A 25,161-nucleotide genomic window follows, 5' to 3' on the forward strand; every position below is an offset into this window, starting at 1 on the left:
TCAGGACAGTCCGGCGACCCGGGCGGCCCAGTCGCCGCCGACCGGTTCCAGCATCACCGCCCGGGTGTCGTCGTCGCGGCGGTCGATGCGTACCCGCAGGTGCGCGTCGACCAGCTGCTCGACCATCCCCTCACCCCACTCCACCACAGTGACCGCCTCGTCGACCGAGGCGTCCAGGTCGAGGTCGTCGATCTCCGCGCGCGGGTCGGCGGCCTCGCCCAGGCGGTACGCGTCGGCGTGCACGAGCGTCACCCGGCCGCCCCGCGCCGGGTCCGGCCGGTGCACCCGGGCGATGACGAAGGTGGGCGACGTGACGTCCCCGCGTACGCCGAGGCCGGCGCCGATGCCCTGGGTCAGCGCGGTCTTGCCGGCGCCGAGCGGGCCGCTGAGCAGCAGCAGGTCGCCGGCCCGCAGCACACCTGCCAGCCGCCGCCCGAACTCGTGGGTGTCGTCGACGGTCTTCAGCTCCACGACCACTGTCATAGCGAATCCAGGAACCTCCCCAGCGCCGCGTTCACCTCGTCGGCGTGCTCCAGCATCACCACGTGCCCGCTGTCGTTGATCTTCACGAACTCGGCGTGCGGCAGCCGCCGGACGATCTCCTCGGAGTGCGTCACCGGCGTGATCATGTCCTTGTCCCCCACGATCACCAGCACCGGCGTGCCGGCCAGCGCCGCAAGCGCCGGGAACCGGGAGTGGGTGGCAATCGTCCGCAGGTAGCGGGTGACCGTGTCGGCCGAGGTACGCGAGTTCATCATCTCGACGTACGACACCAGGGCCGGGCTCGGCTTCGACGTGCCGAAGCCGTACTTGCGGGTCAGCAGCCAGGCCACGTTCGAGGTCGACCGGCGCGCCCTGTCGATCACGGTGCCGCCGTACCGGGTGGCGTTGCTCATCATGTAGAGCACCGGCGAGCCGACGCGGCCGAGCAGCGCGGGCGCCACCAGCTTGGTCTCCGCCGCCAGCCCGCCGGAGGTCGCCATCAGCACGGTGCCGACCACGCGGTCACCGAACATCTCCGGATACAACTCGGCCAACGCCATGATCGTCATGCCGCCCATGGAGTGCCCGACCAGCACCAGCGGACCCTCCGGTGCCACCTCGTCGAGCACCCGGCGCAGCGTGTGGCCCAGCGCGGTCAGGTCGTACTCGCCGCTCTCCAGCCGGCCGGAGCTGCCGTGGCCCGGCTGGTCGTACGCGACCACCCGGTAGTCGCCGCGCTCGGCGAGCCGCTTGCGCTGGAAGTGGAACGTGCCCATGTCCAGGCAGAACCCGTGCACCAGCACCACCGTCGGGTGCCCGGCCACCGGCCGGGTCGGCTCGACCACCTCCACGTGGATGTCGGTGCCGTCCGGCATCTCCAACCGGTACGCCTCGTCGTAGCGCTGCTCGCCGAAGACCTCGTCGGCGTACCTGTCGGTGGGGTCGTTCTTGAGCCGGCGGACCAGCACCCGCTCGCTGACCACGCCCGCCGCGAGCCCGGCGGCGGCCACACCGACGGCGGCGCCGACCAGCCCGGCGACCTTGCCGGCGGCGGTACGCGGTCGCGGCAACCGGACACTCATGCGCGCTCACCGTCGTAGACGCGGGGCACGCGCACGCCGCCGAAGCGGGTCACGATCTCGTAGTTGATGGTGCCGACCGCCTCGGCCCAGTCGTCGGCGGTGGGCTCGCCGTCCGCGCCGCTGCCGAACAGCGTCACCACGTCACCGGCAGCCACCTCGTCGTCGCCGCAGTCGACCACGAACTGGTCCATGCAGACGCGCCCGGAGATGGTCCGGCGCTTGCCGGCGAGGTGCACCGGGCCGGTGTTGGAGGCGTGCCGCGGCACCCCGTCGGCGTAGCCGAGCGGCACCACGGCGAGGTTCGTCTCCTGCTCGGTCAGGTAGGTGTGCCCGTAGGAGACGCCGGTGCCGGCCGCGACACGCTTGGTGAGCATCACCCGGGCGCGGGCGGTCATGGCGGGACGCAGACCGAACTGCTCGCCCGCGACCGGCGACAGGCCGTAGACGGCGATGCCGGGCCGGACCAGGTCGAAGTGGGTGTCCGGCCGGGTCAGCGTGGCGGCCGAGTTGGCCAGGTGCCGGTAGCGCGGACGCAGTCCGGCGCGCGTCACCATCTCCAGCCCTTCGTGGAACACGGCGAGCTGGCGATCGGTGGTGGGGTGGCCGGGCGAGTCCGCGTACACGAAGTGGCTCCACACGCCGACCACCTCAACCAGGCCGTCCGCCTGGGCCTTCGCGGCGGCCTCCAGCAGCGCCGGCCAGTCGGCGACGGTGGCGCCGCCCCGGGCCAGCCCCGTGTCGATCTTGAGGTGCAGCCGGGCCGCGCGGTCCGCCCGGCGGCTCGCCTCGATCATCTCGTCGAGCTGGGTGAGGCTGGCGCAGCCGAGGTCGACGCCGACGGTGATCCCGTCGTGCAGCGGCAGGCCGGGGTCGAGCAGCCAGGCCAGCACCGGCGCGGAGATGCCCGCCTCACGCAGCCGCAGCGCCTCGTCAAGCGTGCAGACGCCGAGCTGGTCCGCCCCCGCGTCGAGCGCCGCCCGGGCGGCGAGCACCATGCCGTGGCCGTAGCCGTCGCCCTTGACCACCGCCATCAGCTCGGCGCTGGTGCCGGCCTTGAGCCGGGTCACGTTCTCCCGGATCGCGTCCAGGTCGACGCGCACCTCCGACTGCCACATGTCCTCAGCCTACTTCCGTCAGTGATCATCAGCGCCGTGAGCCGTGCGGGCGGTGCCCGCCGACACCGGGCGCCGCCGCCCGGATCAGCCCAGCCGGGCCAGTACCGGACGCAACGCCGCCGCCACGTCGGGCGCGGTCACCGGGCCGCCGCGCGCCGCCTCCCGGCCGGCCAGCCCGTGCAGGTACGCCGCCGCGGCGGCCGCCCGCTCCGGGGCCAGCCCCGCGGCGAGCAGCGAACCGAGCAGCCCGGCCAGTACGTCGCCGGTGCCACCGGTGGCGAGCACCGGGGTGCCGGTCGGGTTCACGTACGCGCGGCCGTCGGGCGTGCCGATGACCGTGCGGTCGCCCTTGAGCAGCACCACCGCGTTCATCCAGGCGGCCAGCCGCAGAGCGGCGGCGACCCGGTCCTCCCCCGGCATCTCGCCGCAGAGCCGGGCGTACTCCCGGTCGTGCGGCGTCACCACGATCGGCGCGTCCCGGCCGCGCAGCCGGTCGGCCAGCTTGCCGTCGACGAGCAGCGTCAGCGCGTCGGCGTCGAGCACCACCGGCACCGGCGCGGCCAGCACCGCGCGCAGCTCGGCGGCGGAGTCCTCGCCGGTGCCGAGCCCGGAGCCGCAGACCCACGCCTGCACCCGGCCCGCGTCGGCGACCCGGCCGGTGGCGATCACCGACGGGTGCTGGTGCAGCACCTCGTCCTTGGCGCTCCCGGCGTACCGGACCAGGCCGGTGGGGCCGGCGAGCGCCCCGGCGACGGAGAGGACCGCGGCGCCGGGGTAGGTGGCCGACCCGGTGGCCACGCCTACTACGCCCCGGGTGTACTTCTCCGACGACGCGCCCAGGGCCGGCCACCAGTCGGCCACGTCCGTCTGCTCGATCACCTGGAGCGCCGGGGTGCCGCGCAGCCACGGCGTCAGACCGATGTCGACCAGCTCGACCTCGCCGGCCAGCTCGGCGGCGGGACCGACGACCAGTGCGGGCTTGAGCGCGCCGAACGCCACGGTCACGTCGGCGCGGACCGCCCGGGGCCGCCCGGCGTCGGTGAGCGGGACGTGGCCGGTGTCGACAGCGACGCCGCTCGGCACGTCGACAGCGACCACCGTGGCGGGCGTGCCGTCGCGCCCGCGCTGCCCGGTCAGGCTCGCGGCCAGCTGCTCGGCGGTCTCGCGCAGCCCTCCGGTGCCGCCGATGCCCACGATGCCGTCGAGCACCAGGTCGACAGTCGCGGGCGGCCGGTCGGCCACGCGCCCACCGGCGGCGCGCAGGGCGGCCAGCCCTTCGGCGTGCGCCCGGCCCGGCGTGAGCAGCAGCGCGGTCACCGCCGCGCCCCGGCGGGCCAGGTGCGCACTCGCGTACAGGGCGTCACCGCCGTTGTCGCCGGACCCGGCGAGCACCAGAACCCGCGCGCCGTAGACCCCGCCCCGGTCGGCGAGCAGCAACGCGCAGCGGCGGGCCAGCCCCGCCGCGGCCCGCTGCATCAGCGTGCCGGGCGGCAGGGTGGCCATCAGGCCCGCTTCCGCCGCGCGAACGTCGGCGACCCGCCACACCCGTCTCATGCCACCCCGCTCCGTTCGTCACGCCCGGCTCAGCTTCCGCCCGCGGCTCCCCCGATCACGGCCTCACCCTACCGGCGGTACGTGCCTCCGACCGGCCGGCGAACCAGCCCTGTGGACAACCCGGCACGTTGTCCACAGGGGTCGGCGGCCACCGTCGGCTGCCGCCTAGCGTCCCGGTGTCCGGAGCCGGCCGGTGGCGCCGGGCGAGGGAGGTCACGTGGTGGAGAGACCGTTCGACGTCGACCCGGAGCTGCTGCGCACGGTGGCGCGTGAGCTGGCCGACGACGCGTACCGGCTGGCTTGCGGGCCGGGCGCCGCGCCGGAGTCGTTGCTGGTGGCGGCACCGGAGGGCTGGCGATCCGGTGCGGCGCTGGCCGACCTGGAGGCGGCGGTGCGGCGCTGGTCCGGCGCGCTCGGCGCCCGGGTGGCCGACACCGCTCAGGCGTTGCGCCGTGGCGCGGACGGCTACGAGGCGGTCGACGAACGCGCCGCGCGCCGCCTCACCGGGGTGCTGCGGTGAGCAGCGGTCCGGCCGGCTCCGCCGACGTGCCGGTCGGCTACGCGCAACTCTGGCGGGCCGATCCGGGTGCCTGGCCGGCCGCCGGAACGGGGTGGCGAGACCTCGCCGGGCCGGTACGGCAGCGCGCCGACGCGCTCACCGCCCGGATCGGCGCGTTGCGGCCCGGATGGTCGGGCGCGGCCTCGGCGGCGGCGCAGCGGCGGATCGGGGACCTGCGGACCGACCTCACCGACGTGCTCCCCGCCCTGCTCGAGGTCGACCAGGTGCTCGCCGAGTTCGGTGCCCGGCTGGGCGCGGCCAAGGCCCGGCTCGGCGCCGAGGTGGCCCGCGCCGAGTCCGGCGGCCTGCTCGTCGGCCGCACCGGAGCGGTCCGGCCCGACCCGGCACGGCCGATCGCGCAGGCCGGACCGGCGGTCGTGCACGCGCGGGCCGGGATCCGGGGCGCGCTGACGCTCGCCGGCGCCGCCGACCGGGAGGCGGCGGGCCGGCTGTCGGAACTGGCCACCGCTGCGGTACGCGGCTGGGTGAGCGTGCCGCCCGCGTACCGGCCCGGGCCCGGCGCCGGGCCGGCCGAGGTGAGCCGCTGGTGGGCCGGCCTGAGCGCGGCCGAGCGGCGCTGGCTGGTGGGGCGGGAACCGGACCGGATCGGTCGCCTCGACGGGCTTCCGGCCGCCGCCCGGGACCAGGCGAACCGGCTGCTGCTCGGTGACCGGCGGGAGCGGTTGCTCGTCCGGCGGCTCGCGCTGCTGCACCCGCTTCCGGCCGGGCCGTTGGAGGCGTCCCGCCGGGTCCGGCTCGCCGCTGTCGAGGCGGCGCTGCGCGGGCTGGACGGGCTCACCGAGCGGCTGGCCGCGGGCGGGACGCCCCGGGCGTACCTGCTGGGGCTCGATCCGGCCGGGGACGGCCGGGCGGTGGTGGCGCTCGGCAACCCGGACCGCGCCGCCTCCGTGCTCACCTACGTCCCGGGTATGACCTCGGATCTCGCCGACGCGCCGGCCGAGCTGGGCCGGGCGGCCCGGGTGTTGCAGCGGTGCACGGCGCTCGGGCCGGGCGAGGAGGCGGCGGCGGTGCTCTGGCTGGACTACGACGCGCCGGACTTCCTCACCGAGGCAGCCGGCACCCGGCAGGCCGAGGAGGCCGGCCCGGCGCTGCACCGGTTCCAGGACGGGCTGCGGGCCGCGCACGAGGGTCCACCGTCGCGGCAGACGGTGCTCGGGCACAGCTACGGCTCGCTCGTGGTCGGCGCCGCCGCCCGCGACCACGGATTGAGCGCGGACGCGCTGGTCTTCGTCGGCTCACCGGGAGTCGGGGTGGATCACGCCGCCGACCTGCGGATGCCGGCCGGCCAGGTCTGGTCGTCGACCGCGCCGGACGACGTGATCCGGCTGGCCCGCCCACCGGACGACCTGGCCCGCCGTGCGCTGCTCGCGGGTACGCCGCTGGGTCCGGCGCTCACCGCGCTCGACCCGCACGGCGAGCGGCTCTGGTTCGGCGCCGACCCGAGCGCGCCGGGCTTCGGCGGGCGGCGCTTCCCGAGCGCTCCGCACGGCCACACCGGCTACTGGGATCCGGACAACCCGGCGCTGGACGGCATGGCCCGGATCGTGCTGGGCCGGTGAGCAGGCCGGAGACGGCGCGGTCCCTCCACCCGGCGTGCGGGTGGAGGGACCGTGGACGAGATCGGCTACTCGACGGTGACCGACTTGGCCAGGTTCCGGGGCTGGTCGACATCGTGCCCACGCGCGGCGGCGATCTCGGCGGCCAGCACCTGCAACGGCACCGTGGTCACCAGCGGCGCCAGCAGCGTCGGCGTACGCGGCACATAGATCAGGTGATCGGCGTAGCGGACCACTGCCTGGTCGCCCTCCTCGGCGATCACGATCGTGCGGGCGCCGCGGGCGCGTACCTCCTGGATGTTGGAGACGACCTTGTCGTGCAGCATGCCCCGGCCGACCGGCGACGGCACGATGCAGATCACCGGCGTGCCCTGGTCGATCAGCGAGATCGGGCCGTGCTTCAGCTCGCCGGCGGCGAAGCCCTCGGCGTGCATGTACGCCAGTTCCTTGAGCTTCAGCGCGCCCTCCAGCGCCACCGGGTAGCCCACGTGCCGGCCGATGAACAGCACCGTCGGCTCGGACTTCAACTCGCGCCCCAGCTCGCGCACCGGCTCGATCCGGTCCAGCAGCTCACGCAGCTTGCCCGGCATCTCCTGGAGCTGGGCCACCACCGCGCCCACCTCGTCGGCGAACTTGATGCCGCGCACCTGGGCCAGGTGCAGGCCGATCAGGTAGCACGCGACGACCTGGGTGAGGAACGCCTTGGTGGAGGCGACAGCGATCTCCGGGCCGCCGTGGGTGTAGAGCACGGCGTCGGACTCACGCGGGATGGTCGAGCCGTTGGTGTTGCAGATGGCCAGGACGCGGGCCTTCTGCTCCTTGGCGTGGCGCAGCGCCATCAGCGTGTCCATGGTCTCGCCGGACTGCGAGATCACCACGATCAGCGTGGAGCGGTCCAGCACCGGGTCGCGGTAGCGGAACTCGCTGGCCAGTTCCACCTCGCAGGGGATGCGGGTCCAGTGCTCGATGGCGTACTTGGCGACCAGGCCGGCGTGGTAGGAGGTGCCGCAGGCGACGATGAAGATCTTGTCGACGTCGCGCAGGTCCTGCTCGCTGAGGCGGACCTCGTCGAGGGCGATCTCGCCGGTCTCGGTGAGCCGGCCCAGCAGCGTGTCGGCGATGGCCTGCGGCTGCTCCTCGATCTCCTTGAGCATGAACCAGTCGTAGCCGCCCTTCTCGGCGGCCGACGAGTCCCAGTCGATGTGGAAGTCCGTGCCGCTCGCCGGCTGACCGTGGAAGTCGGTGATGTCGATGCTGTCCGGGGTGATCAGGACGATCTGGTCCTGGCCCAGCTCGACCGCGTCCCGGGTGTGCTCGATGAACGCGGCGACGTCGCTGGCCAGGTAGTTCTCGCCGTCGCCCCGGCCGACCACAAGCGGCGAGTTGCGCCGGGCGCCGACCACCGCGCCGGGGATGCCGGCATCGACGGCGAGCAGTGTGAACGCGCCCTCCAGGCGCCCGCAGACCACGCGCATGGCGGCGGCGAGGAGCGCCGGGCTGTCGGTCTCACCGGCCGAGCGCAGGTCGGCCAGCGCGCGGGCGATCAGGTGCGCGGCGCACTCGGTGTCGGTGTCGCTGGCGAACTCGACACCCTCGTCCTCCAGCTCGGCGCGGAGCTTCGCGAAGTTCTCGATGATGCCGTTGTGGATCACCGCGACGCGGCCGTCCGGGGAGAGGTGCGGGTGGGCGTTGCGGTCGGTCGGGCCGCCGTGCGTGGCCCACCGGGTGTGGCCGATGCCGGTGGTGCCGTCGCCGATGCCGATCGGGCTGGCCGCGCAGTCCTCGGGGTTGTCCGCCGCGCGCTCGGAGAGAACCTTCTCCAGGTTCGCGAGCTTGCCGGCCTTCTTCTCGGTCAGCAGCTCGTCCTCGCAGACAACGGCGACACCGGCCGAGTCGTAGCCGCGGTATTCGAGACGCCGCAGTCCGTCAAGCACGATGCCGAGCGCCGGGCGCGCACCGGCGTAACCCACGATTCCACACATGGTCCGCAGCCTAACCGAGTTTCGCTCATCGTGCGTGCTCGGAAGTCCGGTTAACGATCACTGAATTTGAGCGAACCGAGCGTCGGGGTTGTCATTACCGGACATAGCACCATCCAGGCCGTTCCACCCGTCCCTACCGGTTCGGGACGCGGGACGCGGAGCACCGGCCGGTACCGCACGGCTGGCCGTCACCGCCTACATTGAGGCCGGGCGCCGTCCCCCCCGGGCCCACCGTTCCGCGGTCGTCCGCGCCGTACCCCTGTGAGCTGAGCCCATGTCCGAGACGACCCCCGCCCCCGAGCCGGTCTCCGGACCGGCCGACCCGACCGCCGCGCCGGCCACGCCGCAGCCCTCCACCTGGACGCCGCCGGACCCGCTGGCCGCCCCGCAGCCGTGGACACCGCCCGAGCCCTGGTCGCCGCCGCCGGCTCCGAGCCCGTGGGCGGCCCCCGGCCCGGAGAGCGCGTCCGCCGGGACCGGTCCGGCCACGCCACCGGGCGGTGCGGAACCGCCGGTGGGCGAACCGGGCTGGGCCGCTCCGGCCGGCCCGGCCGCCGCGCCACGCCCGGCGGTCCCACCCGCCTCCGCCGCCCCGTACGTCCCCGGTACGCCCGGGTGGCCGTCCCCGTCCGGCGTCCCGGACGTCGCGGCACAGCCGGCCTACCCGCCCGGCCCCTACCCACCGGGGCCCTACAAGACCGGCCCCTACCCGCCCGGGCCCTACCCGCCGCCGTACGCGTATCCGGGCATGCCGCCGCGCCGCAGCGGCGGCGGCTGGGTGGCCGGCCTGGTCATCGGCATCGTCACCGTCCTCGCGCTCATCGTGTGCGGCTGCGTCGGGCTGTCCTTCCTCGGCCGGGCCGTGGGCGAGGGGTCGGCCTCCGGCGAGCGGTACGACGGCCCGGTGTACGGCGAGCCCGACGGGTGGGCCGACGAGCCCACCCGTGCCCCGGCCAGGCCGGTCACCACCCCGTCCGGCGGGCCCGGCAGGTTCACCGTGCTGTACGAGGTGACCGCCACCAACGGTGAGGCGGAGGTGCAGTTCTACGACGCGGACGCGAACTTCCACCAACCCGGCGCCGTGGACACCCCCTGGCGGCTGCGCTTCACGGCGAACGACCGCGAGCGGGTGCAGATCATCGCCAGCCCGGTCGAGTCCGGCGACGTGACCTGCCGGATCACCGTCAACGGCAAGGTCGTCTCCACGGACTCCGGCGAGTACGGCGCGACCTGCTTCGGCTGGTGAGCAGTCGGCGGCGGGCCGTAGGCTGGCCGCCGTGACGACGACCGATCCCCTGGTGGCCCGGATGCGGCCGTTCGGCACCACCGTCTTCGCCGAGATGTCCGCGCTCGCAGTGCGCACCGGCGCGGTCAACCTCGGGCAGGGCTTCCCGGACACCGACGGCCCGCCGGAGATGCTCGCCGCCGCGGCCGAGGCGCTGCGCACCGGGCACAACCAGTACCCGCCCGGCCCGGGGATACCCGCGCTGCGGGCCGCCGTCGCCGAGCACCAGCGCCGGTTCTGGGGCCTGGAGTACGACCCGGACGGCGAGATCGTGGTGACGGCCGGCGCCACCGAGGCAGTAGCGGCGAGCATCCTCGCGCTCTGCGAGCCGGGCGACGAGGTGATCTGTTTCGAGCCGTACTACGACTCGTACGCCGCCTCGATCGCGCTCGCCGGTGCGGTCCGCCGCCCGGTGACGCTGCGACCCGGCGCCGACGGCCGGTACGCGTTCGACCCGGACGAGCTGCGTGCCGCGTTCGGGCCGCGTACCCGGATGGTGCTGCTGAACTCGCCGCACAACCCGACCGGCAAGGTCTTCACCGCCGGCGAGCTGGCAGTGGTCGCCGAGCTGTGCCGGGAACACGACGTGTACGCGGTCACCGACGAGGTCTACGAGCACCTGGTGTTCACCGACGCCGCCGCGCCGCACGTACCGCTGGCCACGCTGCCGGGCATGCGGGAGCGGACGCTGCGCATCTCGTCGGCCGGGAAGACGTTCTCCTGCACCGGCTGGAAGGTCGGCTGGGCGAGCGGGCCCGCGCCGCTGGTGGCCGCCGTGCTGCGGGTGAAGCAGTTCCTGACGTTCGTCAACGCCGGGCCGCTGCAACCGGCGGTGGCGGTGGCGCTCGGGCTGCCGGACGCCTACTTCACCGGTTTCCGGGACGACATGCAGCGCCGGCGGGACCAGCTCGCCGCCGGGCTCGCCGACGCCGGGTTCGGCGTGCTCGCACCGGAGGGCACCTACTTCGTCACCGCCGACGTCACGCCGCTCGGCGGCCGGGACGGGGTGGAGTTCTGCCGGGCGCTGCCGGAGCGCTGCGGCGTGGTGGCGGTGCCCACGCAGGTGTTCTACGACGACGTGGAGGCCGGCCGCCGGCTGGTCCGGTTCGCGTTCTGCAAGCGACCCGAGGTGCTGGCCGAGGCGGTGACCCGGCTGCGCCGGCTCCGGGAGGACGGATGAGCGACGGGCAAGCCGAGCGGCAGCGCCGGTTCGCCGCCCAGCGCGGCTGCGACACGATGCTGTCCGGCGTACGCCCGGCCTCCGTGCCGGAGCAGCTCGCCGCGCTCGGCGCGGCGGCCGGGGACGACCTGCCCGACCTGTACGGCGAGGGCGGACCGGTCGCGGAGCTGGAGCTGCGGGTCGCCGAGCTGCTCGGCGCGGAGGCCGCCGCGTTCTTCCCGTCGGGCACGATGGCGCAGCAGGTGGCGATGCGGCACGGGGCGGAGCTGACCGGCCGGGCCGGCGTCGGCCTGCACCCGCTCAGCCACCCGCTGACCCACGAGCGGGACGCGTACGCGCTGCTCACCGGCGTACGCGCGGTGCGCACCACGAGTGCGCCGCGCAACCCGACGGCGGACGAGGTGGCGGCGCTCGACGAGCCGATCGGCACACTGTTCCTGGAGTTGCCGCTGCGCGACGCCGGGTTCGTGCTGCCGACCTGGGACGAACTGGTCGCCGTCGTCGCGGCGGCACGCGCGCGCGGCGCCCGGGTGCACTTCGACGGGGCCCGGCTCTGGGAGTCCACAGTCCACCTCGGCTACTCGCCGGCCGAGATCGCGGCGCTGGCCGACAGCACGTACGTCTCGTTCTACAAGTCGCTGGGCGGCATCTCCGGGGCGGCGCTGGCCGGCGACGCGGAGCTGATCCGGTACGCCCGTGCCTGGCGGCACCGCTACGGCGGCACGCTGTTCCAGCAGTGGCCGGCGGCGCTCGCCGCGCTCGCCGGGCTGACCCGGGAGCTGCCCCTCCTCCCCGGCTACGTGGCGCACGCGAAGGTGGTCGCCGAGGCGCTGGCCGCCCTGCCCGGCGCCCGGGTCCACCCGGCGCCACCGCACACCCACCAGTTCCGGTTCTGGCTGCCGTATCCGGCGGCGGTGCTGGACGCGGCGAACCTGGCGCTGGCCGAGGAGGAACGCGCGTGGTTCGTCGGCGGCTGGCGGGACACCGAGGTGCCCGGGCTGGCGCTGGCCGAGGTGACGGTGGCCGGGCCCGCCCAGGAGCTGGACGCCGACGCGGTGGCGGACCTGGCCGCCCGCTTCCTGCGCCGGGTCCAGGCAGGCTGACCGCCGGTCCGGGCGAACTGACCGGCGGGTGGCGGGAGCAGGCGGCCCCGGGTCGGTCAGGCGACCGGGCTGGCGGTGCGGACCTGCTCGGCGATGCGCTCGGCGACCTCGCGCGCGGTGTCCTCGGTGGCCGCCTCGACCATGACCCGCACCAGCGGCTCGGTGCCGGAGGGGCGCAGCAGCACCCGGCCGGTCTCGCCCAGCTCCGCCTCGGCGCGCTCGACCTCGGCCCGGACGGCGGGTGCGGCGGCGCCGACGGTACGGTCGCCGACCGGCACGTTGATCAACACCTGGGGCAGCTTGGTGACCACGGCGGCCAGCTCGGCCAGCGAGGTGCCGGTCGCGGCCATCCGCGCCATCAGGTGCAGGCCGGTCAGCACGCCGTCGCCGGTGGTCGCGTACGCGGGCAGCACGATGTGCCCGCTCTGCTCGCCACCGAGCGCCAGGCCGGAGGCGCGCAGCTCCTCCAGCACGTACCGGTCGCCGACCTTGGTCTCGACCAGCCGGATGCCGTGCTCGGACATGGCCAGGCGGAGACCGAGGTTGCTCATCACGGTGGCGACCAGGGTGTCCTGGGTCAGCTCGCCGGCGTCCCGCATGGCCAGCGCGAGGATCGCCATGACCTGGTCGCCGTCGACCTCGTCGCCGTCGGCGGTGACCGCGACGCAGCGGTCGGCGTCGCCGTCGTGGGCGATGCCGAGGTGGGCGCCGTGCTCGACCACGGCGGCGCGCAGCGCGTCGATGTGGTTGGAGCCGCACTCGTCGTTGATGTTGAGCCCGTCCGGCTCGGCGTGGATGGCGATCACCTCGGCGCCGGCCTCCCGGTAGGCGACCGGGGCGACGTCGGCCGCCGCGCCGTTGGCGCAGTCGACCACGACCTTGATCCCGTCGAGGCGGTGCGGCACGGTGCCGACCAGGTGCTGCACGTAGTGGTCGGCGCCGTCGAGGAGGTCGTTGACCCGGCCCACGCCGGCGCCGATCGGGCGCTTCCAGGCGGTGGTGGCGTTCGCCTTCACCGCCTCCTCGATCCGCATCTCGATCTCGTCGGGCAGCTTGTGCCCGCCGGCGGCGAACAGCTTGATGCCGTTGTCCGGCATCGGGTTGTGCGAGGCGGAGAGCATCACACCCAGGTCGGCCTTGATCTCGGCGGTGAGGAACGCCACCGCCGGGGTGGGCAGCACGCCCACCCGGACCACGTTGGCGCCGGCGCTGGTGAGCCCGGCGACCACCGCCGCCTCCAGCATCTCGCCGCTGGCCCGGGTGTCCCGGCCGACCACCGCGAGCGGCGGATGGCTCTTGTCGGTCTCGGCCAGCGTGTGGGCCGCGGCCACCGCGACCGCCAGCGCCAACTCCGGGGTGAGATCCGCGTTCGCCCGCCCGCGTACGCCGTCCGTGCCGAACAACCGGCCCATACCCGCCAACCTCCGTGGAACTGCCGATGAGAGGAGAGAAACGCGGAACGGCCGGTCCGCCTCCCGGAAGGGGAGGCGAACCGGCCGTCCGTCAGAAGTACAAGACGCTTGTGGTGATCAGCGCTTCGAGTACTGGGGAGCCTTGCGGGCCTTCTTGAGGCCGTACTTCTTGCTCTCCTTGACCCGGGCGTCACGGGTCAGGAAGCCGGCCTTCTTCAGGGCCGGGCGGTCGTCGGGCTCGCTGACGATCAGCGCCCGGGCGATGGCGAGCCGCAGCGCGCCGGCCTGGCCGGTGGTGCCGCCGCCACGCAGGTTGGCGATCACGTCGAACGCCTCGGGCTTCTCGGCGGTGACCAGCGGGTCCTTGATGAGCTGCTGGTGCACCTTGCTCGGGAAGTAGGCCTCGAGGTCGCGGCCGTTGCAGGTGATCTTGCCGGTGCCCGGAACGATCCGAACCCGGACGATGGCTTCCTTGCGCCGACCCACGGTCTGGATCGGGCGGTCACCACGGGGCGCGCGCGCGACGGGCGCCGGCGCCTCGGTGGCCTCGGGGGCGACCTCGGTGGCGGTGATGTCGGTCATGCTGCTTCCTTCGCCCGCGCTCACTGCGCGATCTGCTTGATCTCGAACGGCACCGGCTGCTGCGCGGTGTGCGGGTGCTCGGCACCGGCGTAGACCTTCAGCTTCTTGAGAAGCTGACGGCCCAGCTTGTTGTGCGGGAGCATGCCCTTCACGGCCAGCTCGATGGCCCGCTCGGGCCGCTTGGTCAGCAGCTCGTCGTAGCCGACCCGCTTCAGACCACCCGGGTAACCGGAGTGGCGGTAAGCGACCTTGGTCTGGCGCTTGTTGCCGGTCAGCGCGACCTTGCCCGCGTTCACGATGACGACGAAGTCGCCCGTGTCGACGTGCGGCGCGAAAGTCGGCTTGTGCTTGCCACGCAGGAGCGTGGCGGCGTGGGTCGCCAGGCGGCCCAGCACGACATCAGAGGCGTCGATGACGTGCCACTGACGCTCGATCTCACCCGGCTTCGGGCTGTACGTACGCACAGGTCTACCTTGTCTCGTCGTCGGTCTGGGGTCGCGCGCCGAGGTGACCAGGAGTTCCCAGCCGGACCAGCGCGCACGAACGACCAAGCGTACCTGATGCGGCACGCCTAAGAATGTCGTACAACAGCAGGCAACGATACCCGGCCGCCCTGCGGCAGGTCAAAACGGGGTCGCGCCGCGCGTGGCCTGCGCGTTCGTCATGGCACAGGTCACACGCCGACCAGCGTACGCGGCCCGGGACGCAGGTAGACCACCCAGGTCACCAGGAAACAGAGCGCGTACCAGCCGATGAAGGCCAGGTAGGCCGCGTCGGCCGTGCCGGAGGCCAGGAACGACTGCCGGAACGCCACGTTCACCAGCACGCCGCCCGAGGCGCCGACCGCCCCGGCGATGCCGATCACCGCGCCGGACAGGCGCCGGGCCCGCCGCTGCGCCGCCTCCGGGTCGCCGGTCAGCTCACTCTCCGCGACGGCCCGGGCCCGGAAGATCGCCGGGATCATCTTGTACGTGGAGCCGTTGCCGATCCCGGAGAAGACGAACAGCGCCAGGAACCCGGCCAGGTAGAGCGGGAAGGACCGCTCCCGGGCCGCGTACAGCACCAGCCCGGCACCGGCGGCCATCGCCACGAAGTTCCAGAACGTCACCCGGGCCCCGCCCAGCCGGTCGGCGAGCTGACCGCCGACGGGCCGGATCAACGAGCCGATCAGCGGGCCGAGGAAGGTCAGCCAGGCCGCGTCGACGGGCGTCGGGAACCGGTCGTGGAACTGGAGCTGGAGCACCTGGCCGAACGCGAAGCCGAAGCCGATGAACGAGCCGAACGTGCCCACGTAGAGCAGCGACATCACCCAGGTGTGCGGGTCGCGGGCCGCCGCGCGCAGCGCGCCGGGCTGGTTGCGCGCCCCTGGCACGTTGTCCAGCCACCGCGCCGCGGCCAGCGCGGCCAGCACGATCAGCGGCAGGTAGACCGCCGGCACCAACCGGGGGTACGCGGCACCGGCGGTCGCGAGCACCGCCAGCCCCACCAGTTGCACGGCCGGTACGCCCAGGTTGCCGCCGCCGGCGTTGAGCCCCAGCGCCCGGCCCTTGAGCCGCTCCGGGAAGAACAGGTTGATGTTCGCCATCGACGAGGCGAAGTTGCCGCCGCCGACGCCGGACAGGCAGGCCAGCACCATCAGCGTGGCGTACGACACCCCGGGCTCGATCAGCACCGCCATCGGCACCGCCGGCACCAGCAGCAGCAACGCGCTCACGATGGTCCAGTTCCGGCCGCCGAACCGGGCCACCGCCAGCGTGTACGGCAGCCGCAGCACCGCGCCCAGCGCCGCCGGCACGGCGGTGAGCAGGAACTTCCCGGCCGGGTCGATGCCGTACTCGGGGCCCAGGAACAGCACCGTCACCGACCAGAGGCTCCACACGGAGAAGCCGACGTGCTCGGCGAAGATCGAGACGTACAGGTTGCGCCGGGCGATCCGGGCGCCGCCGGCGGCCCAGAACGCCGGATCCTCCGGCCGCCATTCGGTGAGCCGTCCGGCCGTGCCGGCAGGCGGCGTCGTGGGTGCGGAAACGAGCGTGCTCACGGGCCACTCCTCCTCGTCGATGACGAGGCGACGCTGTCAGCCCGTGGTTTCCCGGGCGTGCCCCGCACGCGTCGGCACGGCAACGGAGATCGCACGTCCGCCGGACGGCGTCGGTGAGGCGGTCACAGCTCCTGGAGGATCCGCAGTGCCCGGCCGACCCGCTGCATGGTCTCGGTGTCCGCCACGTCCACGCACTCGGCGAACCACTTCTTCATCGGTGAGGAGATCCGGTCGGGCATCACCACGTACGGGCCCATCGGCACGGCGAGCGGCGAGTCGCGCAGCAGCGACTCCTCGACCACCTCGGCCACGATCACGATGGGTACCGCGGTGGCGTTGTAGACGTCGGAGCTGATCACCAGGCCGAACCGTTCCCGGGCGCCGGAGATGCGCCAGACCTCGCCCCTACGCAGCACGCGGACGCCCGCCGAACAGGGCGTCGTCGACGAGCGCGGCCTCCTGGGCGTCGGCCAGGGCGGCGGATTCCAGGTCGAGGCCGGCCCGGCCGACCGCGTCGGCGTGCGCGGTGAAGACCTCGCGCAGCGCCTTCTCCCGGGCGGCCTGGTCCATCCAGGCGGAGAGGGAGAGCCCTTCCCGCTTGGCGAACCGGCGCGCCTCCTCGATGGTCTCGTCGGAGAACGACAGCGTCACCTTGGCGGTCATGCCGGGAAGACTACCCAGCGGTATGACCAGTAGTCATCCTCGTCCCCACCGATCGCGGAAACGGACAGCGGCTCATGGACGCCGCCCGCCGAAGACCGCGAAACGCCACTCCTTGAAGAAGCAGTCCACGTCCACCAGGCCCGCCTCGGTCAGCCACCGGCACTGGTCGGCCACCGTGGCGGGCCGGTCGTGCCGCATCCGCTCCCGGGCGCCGGCGATCTCCTCGGCGTCGGAACCCAGCTCGGTGATCCGCGCGGTCCACACCTCGTCGTAGCGGCGGTCCAGCGCCGGGGTCGGCCCGGCGACCTGCTCGGCGTTGACGAACACCCCGCCGGGCGCCAGCGCGTCGGCGGCCCGCCGGTACAGCGCCCGTTTGCCCTCGTCGTCGAGGTGGTGGATGGCCAGCGCGGACACCACCGCGTCGTACCGGCCGGCCGGCAGCGGGTCGGCCAGGTCGGCGTGGACGGTGCGGTGCGGCACGCCACGCTCCCGCAGGTGTCCGGCGGCCACCGCGAGCATGCCGGGGGCGCCGTCCACCAGTGTCAGGCGCACGCCCGGGACGGCCGCGGTCAGCAGGAGCGACAGCAGGCCGGTGCCGGCGCCCAGATCCAGCACCTCGGGGGCACGCCCGGCGGCGAGCGCGGCGCGCAGCGGCGGTGCGGCCACCTCGACAGCGGTGCCGTAGAAGGCGTCGAAGCAGGGCACCAGGCGGCGTCGGGCCTGGTCGTAGGTGCCGGCCACCGCGTCGAACGCGTCCGTCACGCTCATTCTGCCTCCCGTTATATGAGATTTCTGTCCCACATTCTAAGCCCTGCGGAACGTCTCGTCACGCGCGTGCGGTGTGAAGCGCTCGTGACAGGACCGAAACAGAGCAGACCCGGACCGGAAACCGCCCGACGGCACGCTTTTCCGACATGACAGACGGTGCACGCACGGCGACGCGAACGGAGCCACGCTCCGTCGAGGCCGCCACGCACTGCCCGTACTGCGCCTTGCAGTGCGGGATGGTGCTGCGCGCCACCGGCGACGGTGTCGTGGTCGGCGCGCGCGACTTCCCCACCAACCGCGGCGGGCTCTGCCAGAAGGGCTGGACCGCCGCCGACCTGCTCGACCACCCGGACCGGCTCACCACTCCGCTGCTGCGCGACCGGCCCGGTGCCGACCTGCGCCCGGCCACCTGGGACGAGGCGCTCGACCGGGTCGCGGCCGGGGTCCGGGACGTGCAGCACCGGCACGGCCCGGACGCGGTGGCGGTCTTCGGCGGCGGCGGCCTCACCAACGAGAAGGCGTACGCGCTGGGCCGCTTCGCCCGGGTGACGCTGCGGACCCGGCACATCGACTACAACGGGCGCTGGTGCATGTCCTCGGCCGCTGCGGCCGGAAACCGGGCGTTCGGCATCGACCGTGGGCTGCCGTTCCCGCTCGCCGACCTCGGCCGCGCGGACACGCTGCTGCTGGTCGGCGCGAACCCGGCCGAGACCATGCCGCCGCTGATGCGGCACGTCACCGACCTGCGCGAACGCGGCGGCCGGCTGATCGTGGTCGACCCGCGCGCCACCGCCACCGCCCGCCAGGCCGACCTGCACCTGCAACCGCTGCCCGGCACCGACCTCGCGGTGGCGAACGCGCTGCTGCACATCGCGCTCACCGAGGGCTGGCTGGACCGGGCGTACGTCGCGGAGCGGACCACCGGCTTCGACGAGGTCCGGCGGACGGTGGCCGGCTACTGGCCGGCGGAGGTGGAACGGCTCTCCGGCGTGCCGGTGGCCGACCTGTACGCGACCGCACGCGCCCTGGCCACTGTGGATCGCGCGATCATCCTCACCGCCCGGGGCGCCGAGCAGCACGCCAAGGGCGTCGACACGGTCACCGCCCTCATCAACCTGGCGCTCGCCCTGGGCCTGCCCGGCCGACCCGGCTCCGGTTACGGCTGCCTTACCGGGCAGGGCAACGGGCAGGGCGGCCGGGAACACGGGCAGAAGGCCGACCAGCTGCCCGGCTACCGGCGCATCGACGACCCGGCGGCCCGCGCGCACGTCGCCGGAGTGTGGGGCGTCGACCCGGACACGCTGCCCGGGGCGGGGGTGCCGGCGTACCAGCTCCTCGACGCGCTCGGTACGCCGTCCGGCGCGCGGGCGCTGCTGGTGTTCGGCTCCAACCCGGTCGTGTCCGCACCCCGCGCCGCCCGGGTCGAGTCCCGGCTGCGCGCCCTGGACCTGCTCGTGGTGGCGGACTTCGTCCGCTCCGAGACGGCCGAGCTGGCCGACGTGGTACTGCCTGTCGCCCAGTGGGCCGAGGAGGACGGCACGATGACCAATCTGGAGGGCCGGGTGTTGCGCCGCCGCGCGCTGCGTGAGCCACCCGCCGGCGTCCGTACCGAACTGGAGATCCTCGCCGCGCTCGCCGGACGGCTGACCGAGGGCGAGACGCCGCTGCCGGCCGACCCGCGCGAGGTGTTCGCGGAGCTGGGCCGGGCCTCGGCCGGCGGGCCGGCCGACTACGCCGGGATCACCTGGGACCGGATCGACGCCGACACCGGCGTGTTCTGGCCCTGCCCGGACCGGGACGGCCCGGACACGCCCCGGCTGTTCGCCGACCGCTTCCCCACCCCGGACGGCCGGGCCCGGTTCCACGCCGTGACCCACCGCCCGGCCGCCGAGCCGGTGTGCGCCGACTACCCGCTGCACTTCACCACCGGCCGGGTGCTCGCCCAGTACCAGTCCGGCGCGCAGACCCGGCGGGTGGCCGCGTTGCGCCGCGCCGCGCCGGGCGGCTTCGTCGAGCTGCACCCGGACCTGGCGGCCCGGATCGGCGTGGCCGAGGGGGCACCGGTGCGGGTGGTCTCCCGCCGGGGTGAGCTGCGCGCGCCGGCCCGGCTCAGTACGGCGATCCGGCCGGACACCGTCTTCGCGCCGTTCCACTGGCCCGGCGCGCAACGCGCCAACTCGGTCACCAACGACGCGCTCGACCCGGTCTCCGGGATGCCCGAGTTCAAGATCTGCGCGGTCCGGGTGGAGCCGGCATGAACGAGCGAATAGTCGTCGTCGGCTACGGGATGGCCGGCGCCCGGCTCGCCGCCGAGCTGCACGCGCGCGGCGGGGACCGGCGGATCACCGTGCTCGGGGCGGAGCCGCACCGCGCGTACAACCGGATCATGCTCTCCACGCTGCTCGCCGGACGCATCGGCGAGCCGGACGTGGAGCTTGTCGAAACCGTCGGACCGGGCGTCCAGGTCCGCACCGCCGCGGCGGTCACCGCCGTGGACCGCGCCGCCCGGGAGGTGGTCACCGCCGACGGCGACCGGCACGGGTACGACCACCTGGTGCTCGCCACCGGCAGCCGGGCCGTGGTGCCGCCGCTGCCCGGCCTCGTGCCGCTGCCCGAGCGGGTCGTCCCGTTCCGCACGCTCGGCGACTGCCGGCGGATCCTCGCCGCCGCCGAGGGCGCGCGCCGCTTGATCGTGCTCGGCGGCGGGCTGCTGGGCCTGGAGGCCGCCCGCGGGCTGGCCACCCGGGGCCTGGACGTGACAGTGGTCCACCCGGTCGGGCACCTGATGGAACGCCAGCTCGACCCGCCGGCTGGCGCGGTCCTCGCGGGCACGCTCGCCGGCCTGGGCGTCCGGTCCCGGCTCGGGGTGGCGGCCACCGCCGTGAGCGCGGACGCCACCGGCGTCCGCCTGCACCTGGGCGACGCCGAACCGCTCGACGCCGACCTGCTGGTGCTCTGCTGCGGGGTACGCCCCGACACCGCGCTCGCCGCAACGGCCGGGCTCGCCGTCGAGCGGGGCGTGGTGGTGGACGACCGGATGCGGACGAGCGACAGGCGGATCTCGGCGATCGGCGACTGCGCCCAGCACGACGGGACGCTGACCGGGCTCGTCGCGCCGGCCTGGGCACAGGCCCGGGTGGTGGCCGACGTGCTGACCGGAGCGGATCCGCTGGCCCGCTACCGGCCCCGCCCGGCGGTGACCCGGCTCAAGGCGGCCGGCATCGACCTGGCCGCGATGGGCGACGTGGACGGCACCGGCGACCCGGGCGGCCCGGTCGAGGAGCTGACCTTCGCCGATCCGGCCCGGGGCACCTACGCCCGGCTGCGCATCCGGGACGAGCGGCTGACCGGCGCGATCCTGCTGGGCGACAACCCGGCGGTCGGCACCGTGGTGCAGCTGTTCGACAGGGGTGCGCCGGTGCCGGCGGACCGGCGTTCGCTGCTGCTCGGCCGGGCGTTCGGCGAGGCACCGGCCGGACCGGCCGCGTCACCGGCGCTGATGCCGGACGCCGCGACGGTGTGCCGGTGCAACGACGTGAGCAAGGGCGAGCTGGTGGCGTGCTGGCGGGCGGGCGCCCGGTCGGCGGCGGCGCTGTCCGCGGCGACCCGGGCCGCCACCGGCTGCGGCAGCTGCCGGGACGCGGTGGCCGGCATCGCCGGGTGGCTCGCCGAGGCGGATCCGTCCACAACCGACGAGGTACGCGAGACGGTGGAGGTGGCGTCATGAGCGAGCGAAGCGAGCGAATCAGCAGGCTCAGCGCGAAGGTGCCTCATGGCGCCACGCAGCGAAGCGGAGTGGCGTCATGAGCGAGCGAAGCAGGCTTGTCGTCGTCGGGAACGGCATGGTGGGGCAGCGCTTCGTCGAGGCGCTGCGAGCCCGGGACACCGACGGGCGGTGGCGGGTCACGGTGCTGGCCGAGGAGCGGCGTCCGGCGTACGACCGGGTGCGCCTCTCGGCCGTCTTCGACGGGGTGGACGCCGACGAGCTGACCGTGCACACCCCCGACCCCGGGGTGGACCTGCGGCTGGGCGAGCCGGCCACCGGCGTCGACCGGGCCCGGCGGGTGGTGACCACGGCGGCCGGTGCGTACCCGTACGACGCGCTGGTGCTCGCCACCGGCTCGTACGCGTTCGTGCCGCCGGTCGACGGCACCGATCTACCAGGCGTCTTCGTCTACCGGACGCTGGACGACCTGGCCGCGATCCGGGAGCACGCCCGGGGCTGCCGTACCGGCGCGGTGATCGGCGGCGGGCTGCTCGGGCTGGAGGCGGCGAACGCGTTGCGGCTGCTCGGGCTCACCACGAGCGTGGTCGAGTTCGCGCCCCGGCTGATGCCGGTCCAGGTGGACGAGGCGGGCGGGGCGATGCTCCGGCGGTACGTCGAGGAGCTGGGCGTCACGCCGTACCTCGGGGTGGCCACCACGGCGCTGCGTCCCGGGCCGGACGGCTCGGTGGCCGCGCTCGACCTGGCCGACGGCCGCAGCCTCGACGCGGAGCTGGTGGTGGTGGCGGCCGGGATACGGCCGCGTGACGAGCTGGCCCGCGCGGCCGGGCTGCCGCTGGGCCCGCGCGGCGGGGTGCTGGTGGACGCGTCCTGCCGGACGGCCGACGAGCGGATCTGGGCGGTCGGCGAGTGCGCGGCGGTGGACGGGGTCTGCCACGGTCTGGTCGCGCCCGGGTACGCCACCGCCGAGGTGGTGGCGGACCGGCTGCTCGGCGGCGCGGCCACGTTCCCCGGCGCGGACACCGCCACGAAACTCAAGCTGCTCGGCGTGGACGTGGCGTCGTTCGGTGACGCGCACGGCGTCACCCCCGGCTGCCTCGACGTGACGTACACCGATCCGGCCACCCGCTCGTACGCGAAGCTGGTCCTCTCCGACGACGCGCGGACGCTGCTCGGTGGCGTGCTGGTCGGGGACGCGAGCGCGTACCCGACGTTGCGGGCCAGTGTCGGCGGGCCGCTGCCCGGTCCCCCGCTGGCGTTGCTGGCGCCGGCCGGCGGCGCGGGTGCCGGTGCGGGCGCGTTGCCCGCCGGCGCGCAGGTCTGCTCGTGCAACGCGGTGACCCGGGCCGACCTGGACGCGGCGATCGCCGGTGGGGCGACCGACGTGCCGGCGTTGAAGGCGTGCACCCGGGCCGGTACGAGCTGCGGTTCGTGCGTGCCGATGCTGAAGCAGTTGCTGGACGCCGCCGGGGTGCGTCAGTCCACCGCGCTGTGCGAGCACTTCGACCACAGCCGGCAGGAGCTGTTCGACCTGATCCGGGTGCGGGGCATCCGCACGTTCTCCCGGCTCGTCGCCGAGCACGGGCGCGGCGGCGGGTGCGACATCTGCAAGCCGGTGGTGGCCTCCATCCTGGCCTCGCTCGGCACCGGGCACGTGCTCGACGGCGAGCAGGCGTCGCTCCAGGACACGAACGACCATTTCCTGGCCAACCTGCAACGCGACGGCAGCTACTCGGTGGTGCCCCGGATTCCCGGCGGCGAGATCACCCCGGAGAAGCTGATCGCGATCGGCGAGGTGGCACGCGACTTCCGGCTCTACACGAAGATCACCGGTGGGCAGCGGATCGACCTGTTCGGCGCGCGGGTCGACCAGTTGCCGCAGATCTGGCGGCGGCTCGTCGACGCGGGCTTCGAGTCGGGTCACGCCTACGGCAAGGCGCTGCGCACCGTGAAGTCCTGCGTGGGTGACACCTGGTGCCGCTACGGCGTGCAGGACTCGGTCGGGCTCGCCGTCGCGCTGGAGCTGCGCTACCGGGGCCTGCGCGCGCCGCACAAGCTCAAGTCGGCGGTCTCCGGCTGCGCCCGCGAGTGCGCCGAGGCCCGGAGCAAGGACTTCGGGATCATCGCCACCGAGAGCGGCTGGAACCTGTACGTCGGCGGCAACGGCGGTTTCCGGCCCCGGCACGCCGACCTGTTCGCCACCGACCTGAGCACGGCGGAACTGGTCACGCTGATCGACAGGTTCCTCATGTACTACATCCGCACCGCCGACCGGTTGCAGCGCACCGCCGCCTGGATCGAGGCCATGGACGGCGGCCTGGACCACCTCCGGTCGGTGCTCGTGGACGACTCGCTCGGGCTCTGCGCCGACCTCGACGCGGCGATGGCCCGGCACGTCACGAGCTACTCCGACGAGTGGCGCGACGTGCTGGAGGACCCGGACCGACTGCGCCGCTTCACCTCCTTCGTCAACGCGCCCGACGTGCCCGACCCGTCCATCACGTTCACCCAGGAGCGGGGCCAGCCGGTGCCGGCCCGGGGCGCGCCCCCGGACGGCGGACACCGCCGCCAGCCCGTCGTGCTGGGACTGCCGGAGGTGCGCCGATGAGCCCCGTCGTCACGCTGGACTGGACACCGGTCTGCCCGCTGGACCGGCTCGACCCCGACCGGGGCGTGGCCGCGCTCGTCGGCGGCGTCCAGGTAGCGGTCTTCCGCACCGCGAACGGCCTGTACGCGGTGGACAACCTCGACCCGGTCGGCGGCGCGTACGTCATGTCCCGCGGCCTGGTGGGCAGCCGGGGCGGGGTGCCCACGCTCGCCTCACCGCTGCACAAGCAGGTCTACGACCTCACCACCGGGCGGTGCCTGGACCTGCCCGGCGTGACGCTGCGCCGGCATCCGGTGCGCTGCCGGGACGGCCTGGTCGAGGTGCGGTTACGGCAGGAGGAATGATGCGGGACGAGCTGGCCGGCTTCACCATCGGGGTCACCGCCGACCGGCGGCGCGACGAACTGGCCGCGTTGCTCCAGCGGCGTGGGGCGCGGGTGGTGCTCGCTCCGGCGCTGCGGATCGTCCCGCTGGCCGACGACACCGACCTGCGTGAGGCCACCCGGGCCTGCCTGGAACACCCGCCGGACGTGCTGATGGCGAACACCGGCATCGGCATGCGGGGCTGGCTGGAGGCGGCCGAGGGCTGGGGGCTGGCCGAGCCGCTGCGCGCCACGCTCGCCGGGGCGTACGTGGTGTCCCGCGGCCCGAAGGCGACCGGGGCGATCCGCGCCGCCGGGCTGCGCGAGCACTGGTCGCCGGATTCGGAGAGCTGCGACGAGGTGGTCGAGCACCTGGTCCGGCGCGGGGTGGCCGGCCAGGTGGTGGCGATGCAGCTGCACGGCGAGCGGCAGCCCGAGTGCGCCGACGCGCTGGTGGCCGCCGGCGCCACGGTGATCGAGGTGCCGGTCTACCGGTGGGCTCCGCCGGCCGACCCGGCGCCGCTGCACCGGCTCATCGACCTGGTGGCCGGGCGACTCGTCGACGCGGTCACGTTCACGTCGGCCCCGGCGGCCGAGGCGCTGCTGCGGGCGGCCGGGGACCGCACCGAGACGGTGCTGGAGGCGCTGCGCGGCGACGTGCTGGCCGGGTGCGTCGGCACCGTCACCGCCGAGCCGCTGGTCCGGCGCGGGGTGCCGGTGAGCGCGCCGAGCCGGGCCCGCCTGGGCGCGCTGGTGCGCACCATCGTCGAGGAACTGCCCCGGCGCACGATCTCGGTGAAGGCGGCCGGGCACGTGCTGACGCTGCGCGGGCACGCCGCGGTGGTGGACGGGGAACTGCGCCAGCTGGCGCCGGCGCCGATGGCGGTGCTTCGGGCGCTCGCGGCGTCGCCGGGGAAGGTGCTGTCCCGCACCGCGTTGCTGCGGACGCTGCCGCGCGGCGCCGACGAGCACGCGGTGGAGATGGCTGTCGCCCGCCTGCGGGCCGGGCTGAAGGCGCCCCGCGTGGTGCAGACGGTGGTCAAGCGGGGGTACCGCCTGCGGGTCGACTGACCCGCAGGCGG

General features: G+C 74.6%; 22 protein-coding genes. 10 read left to right on the top strand and 12 right to left on the bottom strand.

The window, feature by feature from the left end:
- The 4 genes from tsaE to ACQP26_RS26560 all read right to left on the bottom strand — a co-directional run bounded on the left by tsaE (position 1) and on the right by ACQP26_RS26560 (position 4,234).
- Positions 1-483: a tRNA (adenosine(37)-N6)-threonylcarbamoyltransferase complex ATPase subunit type 1 TsaE gene (tsaE, locus tag ACQP26_RS26545; protein ID WP_433494282.1), complete on the bottom strand. Its 483-nt coding sequence runs from the start codon at positions 481-483 to the stop codon at positions 1-3.
- A complete protein-coding gene (locus ACQP26_RS26550) occupies positions 480-1,565 on the bottom strand; it encodes an alpha/beta fold hydrolase (RefSeq protein ID WP_433494283.1) in 1,086 nt (361 codons plus the stop codon). The genes tsaE and ACQP26_RS26550 overlap by 4 nt, the downstream gene beginning before the upstream one ends.
- Positions 1,562-2,680 (bottom strand): alanine racemase, encoded by a 1,119-nt coding sequence (gene alr, locus ACQP26_RS26555; RefSeq protein WP_433494284.1) that lies wholly within the window; start codon positions 2,678-2,680, stop codon positions 1,562-1,564. The genes ACQP26_RS26550 and alr overlap by 4 nt, the downstream gene beginning before the upstream one ends.
- 84 nt (positions 2,681-2,764) lie before the next feature.
- Complete coding sequence (locus ACQP26_RS26560; protein ID WP_433494285.1) at positions 2,765-4,234, bottom strand: NAD(P)H-hydrate dehydratase; 1,470 nt, start codon at positions 4,232-4,234, stop codon at positions 2,765-2,767.
- Positions 4,235-4,451: 217 nt separating this feature from the next.
- Between ACQP26_RS26560 and ACQP26_RS26565 the strand changes: the two genes are divergently transcribed.
- Entirely contained in the window at positions 4,452-4,754 is a 303-nt protein-coding gene (locus tag ACQP26_RS26565) for a type VII secretion target (RefSeq protein WP_433494286.1), read from the top strand.
- Positions 4,751-6,373, top strand: coding sequence for an alpha/beta hydrolase (locus tag ACQP26_RS26570; RefSeq protein ID WP_433494287.1), 1,623 nt, complete (start codon positions 4,751-4,753; stop codon positions 6,371-6,373). The genes ACQP26_RS26565 and ACQP26_RS26570 overlap by 4 nt, the downstream gene beginning before the upstream one ends.
- Positions 6,374-6,438: 65 nt before the next feature.
- Here the strand turns inward: ACQP26_RS26570 and glmS are convergent, their stop codons facing one another.
- Positions 6,439-8,352: a glutamine--fructose-6-phosphate transaminase (isomerizing) gene (glmS, locus tag ACQP26_RS26575; protein WP_269704041.1), complete on the bottom strand. Its 1,914-nt coding sequence runs from the start codon at positions 8,350-8,352 to the stop codon at positions 6,439-6,441.
- 274 nt (positions 8,353-8,626) lie between these two features.
- Between glmS and ACQP26_RS26580 the strand changes: the two genes are divergently transcribed.
- From ACQP26_RS26580 to ACQP26_RS26590, 3 genes are read left to right on the top strand one after another with little or no spacing between them, the layout of a single operon-like run.
- Positions 8,627-9,598, top strand: coding sequence for an MmpS family transport accessory protein (locus ACQP26_RS26580; protein ID WP_433494288.1), 972 nt, complete (start codon positions 8,627-8,629; stop codon positions 9,596-9,598).
- A 31-nt stretch (positions 9,599-9,629) separates the two neighbouring features.
- Positions 9,630-10,817 carry a pyridoxal phosphate-dependent aminotransferase gene (locus tag ACQP26_RS26585; RefSeq protein ID WP_281579750.1) on the top strand — a complete coding sequence of 396 codons (1,188 nt, stop codon included), beginning with the start codon at positions 9,630-9,632 and terminating at the stop codon, positions 10,815-10,817.
- Positions 10,814-11,920 (top strand): threonine aldolase family protein, encoded by a 1,107-nt coding sequence (locus tag ACQP26_RS26590; RefSeq protein ID WP_433494289.1) that lies wholly within the window; start codon positions 10,814-10,816, stop codon positions 11,918-11,920. Before ACQP26_RS26585 ends, ACQP26_RS26590 begins: the two co-directional genes overlap by 4 nt.
- Before the next feature lie 56 nt (positions 11,921-11,976).
- On the opposite strand, the gene glmM is transcribed toward ACQP26_RS26590, so the two are convergent.
- From glmM to ACQP26_RS26625, 7 genes are all read right to left on the bottom strand, one after another.
- The gene (glmM, locus tag ACQP26_RS26595) at positions 11,977-13,332 is read right to left on the bottom strand and encodes a phosphoglucosamine mutase (protein ID WP_073828911.1); all 1,356 of its coding nucleotides are present in this window, start codon (positions 13,330-13,332) and stop codon (positions 11,977-11,979) included.
- Between the two features lie 117 nt (positions 13,333-13,449).
- A complete protein-coding gene (rpsI, locus tag ACQP26_RS26600; protein ID WP_018784602.1) occupies positions 13,450-13,914 on the bottom strand; it encodes a 30S ribosomal protein S9 in 465 nt (154 codons plus the stop codon).
- Between the two features lie 20 nt (positions 13,915-13,934).
- Positions 13,935-14,378 carry a 50S ribosomal protein L13 gene (rplM, locus tag ACQP26_RS26605; RefSeq protein WP_013288574.1) on the bottom strand — a complete coding sequence of 148 codons (444 nt, stop codon included), beginning with the start codon at positions 14,376-14,378 and terminating at the stop codon, positions 13,935-13,937.
- Between the two features lie 209 nt (positions 14,379-14,587).
- Complete coding sequence (locus tag ACQP26_RS26610) at positions 14,588-15,955, bottom strand: MFS transporter (protein WP_433494290.1); 1,368 nt, start codon at positions 15,953-15,955, stop codon at positions 14,588-14,590.
- Between the two features lie 122 nt (positions 15,956-16,077).
- Positions 16,078-16,371 (bottom strand): type II toxin-antitoxin system PemK/MazF family toxin, encoded by a 294-nt coding sequence (locus ACQP26_RS26615; protein ID WP_187693959.1) that lies wholly within the window; start codon positions 16,369-16,371, stop codon positions 16,078-16,080.
- Positions 16,361-16,618, bottom strand: coding sequence for a DUF6364 family protein (locus tag ACQP26_RS26620; RefSeq protein WP_181726592.1), 258 nt, complete (start codon positions 16,616-16,618; stop codon positions 16,361-16,363). Before ACQP26_RS26620 ends, ACQP26_RS26615 begins: the two co-directional genes overlap by 11 nt.
- A gap of 72 nt (positions 16,619-16,690) precedes the next feature.
- Positions 16,691-17,386, bottom strand: a complete 696-nt coding sequence (locus ACQP26_RS26625; RefSeq protein WP_433494291.1) for a class I SAM-dependent methyltransferase — start codon at positions 17,384-17,386, stop codon at positions 16,691-16,693.
- 236 nt (positions 17,387-17,622) lie between these two features.
- Between ACQP26_RS26625 and ACQP26_RS26630 the strand changes: the two genes are divergently transcribed.
- The 5 genes from ACQP26_RS26630 (at position 17,623) to ACQP26_RS26650 (ending at position 25,150) form a co-directional block, all read left to right on the top strand.
- A complete protein-coding gene (locus ACQP26_RS26630; RefSeq protein WP_433496205.1) occupies positions 17,623-19,644 on the top strand; it encodes a molybdopterin oxidoreductase family protein in 2,022 nt (673 codons plus the stop codon).
- The gene (locus ACQP26_RS26635) at positions 19,641-21,113 is read left to right on the top strand and encodes an FAD-dependent oxidoreductase (RefSeq protein WP_433494292.1); all 1,473 of its coding nucleotides are present in this window, start codon (positions 19,641-19,643) and stop codon (positions 21,111-21,113) included. The genes ACQP26_RS26630 and ACQP26_RS26635 overlap by 4 nt, the downstream gene beginning before the upstream one ends.
- A gap of 76 nt (positions 21,114-21,189) precedes the next feature.
- Positions 21,190-23,718 carry a nitrite reductase large subunit NirB gene (gene nirB, locus ACQP26_RS26640; RefSeq protein WP_433494293.1) on the top strand — a complete coding sequence of 843 codons (2,529 nt, stop codon included), beginning with the start codon at positions 21,190-21,192 and terminating at the stop codon, positions 23,716-23,718.
- On the top strand, positions 23,715-24,062 hold the full coding sequence (nirD, locus tag ACQP26_RS26645; protein ID WP_269704032.1) for a nitrite reductase small subunit NirD: 348 nt from the start codon (positions 23,715-23,717) through the stop codon (positions 24,060-24,062). Before nirB ends, nirD begins: the two co-directional genes overlap by 4 nt.
- Complete coding sequence (locus tag ACQP26_RS26650) at positions 24,062-25,150, top strand: uroporphyrinogen-III synthase (protein ID WP_269704031.1); 1,089 nt, start codon at positions 24,062-24,064, stop codon at positions 25,148-25,150. Before nirD ends, ACQP26_RS26650 begins: the two co-directional genes overlap by 1 nt.
- The last annotated feature ends 11 nt before the right edge of the window (positions 25,151-25,161 follow it).

The organism is Micromonospora sp. CA-248089 (assembly GCF_050948515.1).
Classification (GTDB): Bacteria; Actinomycetota; Actinomycetes; order Mycobacteriales; family Micromonosporaceae; genus Micromonospora.

Coding starts and splice junctions, on each gene's coding strand:
- nirB (WP_433494293.1), top strand. CDS start 21,190: ATGAGCGAGCGAAGCAGGCTTGTCGTCGTCGGGAACGGCATGGTGGGG.
- ACQP26_RS26590 (WP_433494289.1), top strand. CDS start 10,814: ATGAGCGACGGGCAAGCCGAGCGGCAGCGCCGGTTCGCCGCCCAGCGC.
- glmS (WP_269704041.1), bottom strand. CDS start 8,352: ATGTGTGGAATCGTGGGTTACGCCGGTGCGCGCCCGGCGCTCGGCATC.
- nirD (WP_269704032.1), top strand. CDS start 23,715: ATGAGCCCCGTCGTCACGCTGGACTGGACACCGGTCTGCCCGCTGGAC.
- ACQP26_RS26580 (WP_433494288.1), top strand. CDS start 8,627: ATGTCCGAGACGACCCCCGCCCCCGAGCCGGTCTCCGGACCGGCCGAC.
- glmM (WP_073828911.1), bottom strand. CDS start 13,332: ATGGGCCGGTTGTTCGGCACGGACGGCGTACGCGGGCGGGCGAACGCG.
- ACQP26_RS26650 (WP_269704031.1), top strand. CDS start 24,062: ATGCGGGACGAGCTGGCCGGCTTCACCATCGGGGTCACCGCCGACCGG.
- ACQP26_RS26620 (WP_181726592.1), bottom strand. CDS start 16,618: ATGACCGCCAAGGTGACGCTGTCGTTCTCCGACGAGACCATCGAGGAG.
- tsaE (WP_433494282.1), bottom strand. CDS start 483: ATGACAGTGGTCGTGGAGCTGAAGACCGTCGACGACACCCACGAGTTC.
- rpsI (WP_018784602.1), bottom strand. CDS start 13,914: ATGACCGACATCACCGCCACCGAGGTCGCCCCCGAGGCCACCGAGGCG.
- ACQP26_RS26550 (WP_433494283.1), bottom strand. CDS start 1,565: ATGAGTGTCCGGTTGCCGCGACCGCGTACCGCCGCCGGCAAGGTCGCC.
- ACQP26_RS26625 (WP_433494291.1), bottom strand. CDS start 17,386: ATGAGCGTGACGGACGCGTTCGACGCGGTGGCCGGCACCTACGACCAG.
- ACQP26_RS26630 (WP_433496205.1), top strand. CDS start 17,623: ATGGTGCTGCGCGCCACCGGCGACGGTGTCGTGGTCGGCGCGCGCGAC.
- ACQP26_RS26560 (WP_433494285.1), bottom strand. CDS start 4,234: ATGAGACGGGTGTGGCGGGTCGCCGACGTTCGCGCGGCGGAAGCGGGC.
- alr (WP_433494284.1), bottom strand. CDS start 2,680: ATGTGGCAGTCGGAGGTGCGCGTCGACCTGGACGCGATCCGGGAGAAC.
- ACQP26_RS26635 (WP_433494292.1), top strand. CDS start 19,641: ATGAACGAGCGAATAGTCGTCGTCGGCTACGGGATGGCCGGCGCCCGG.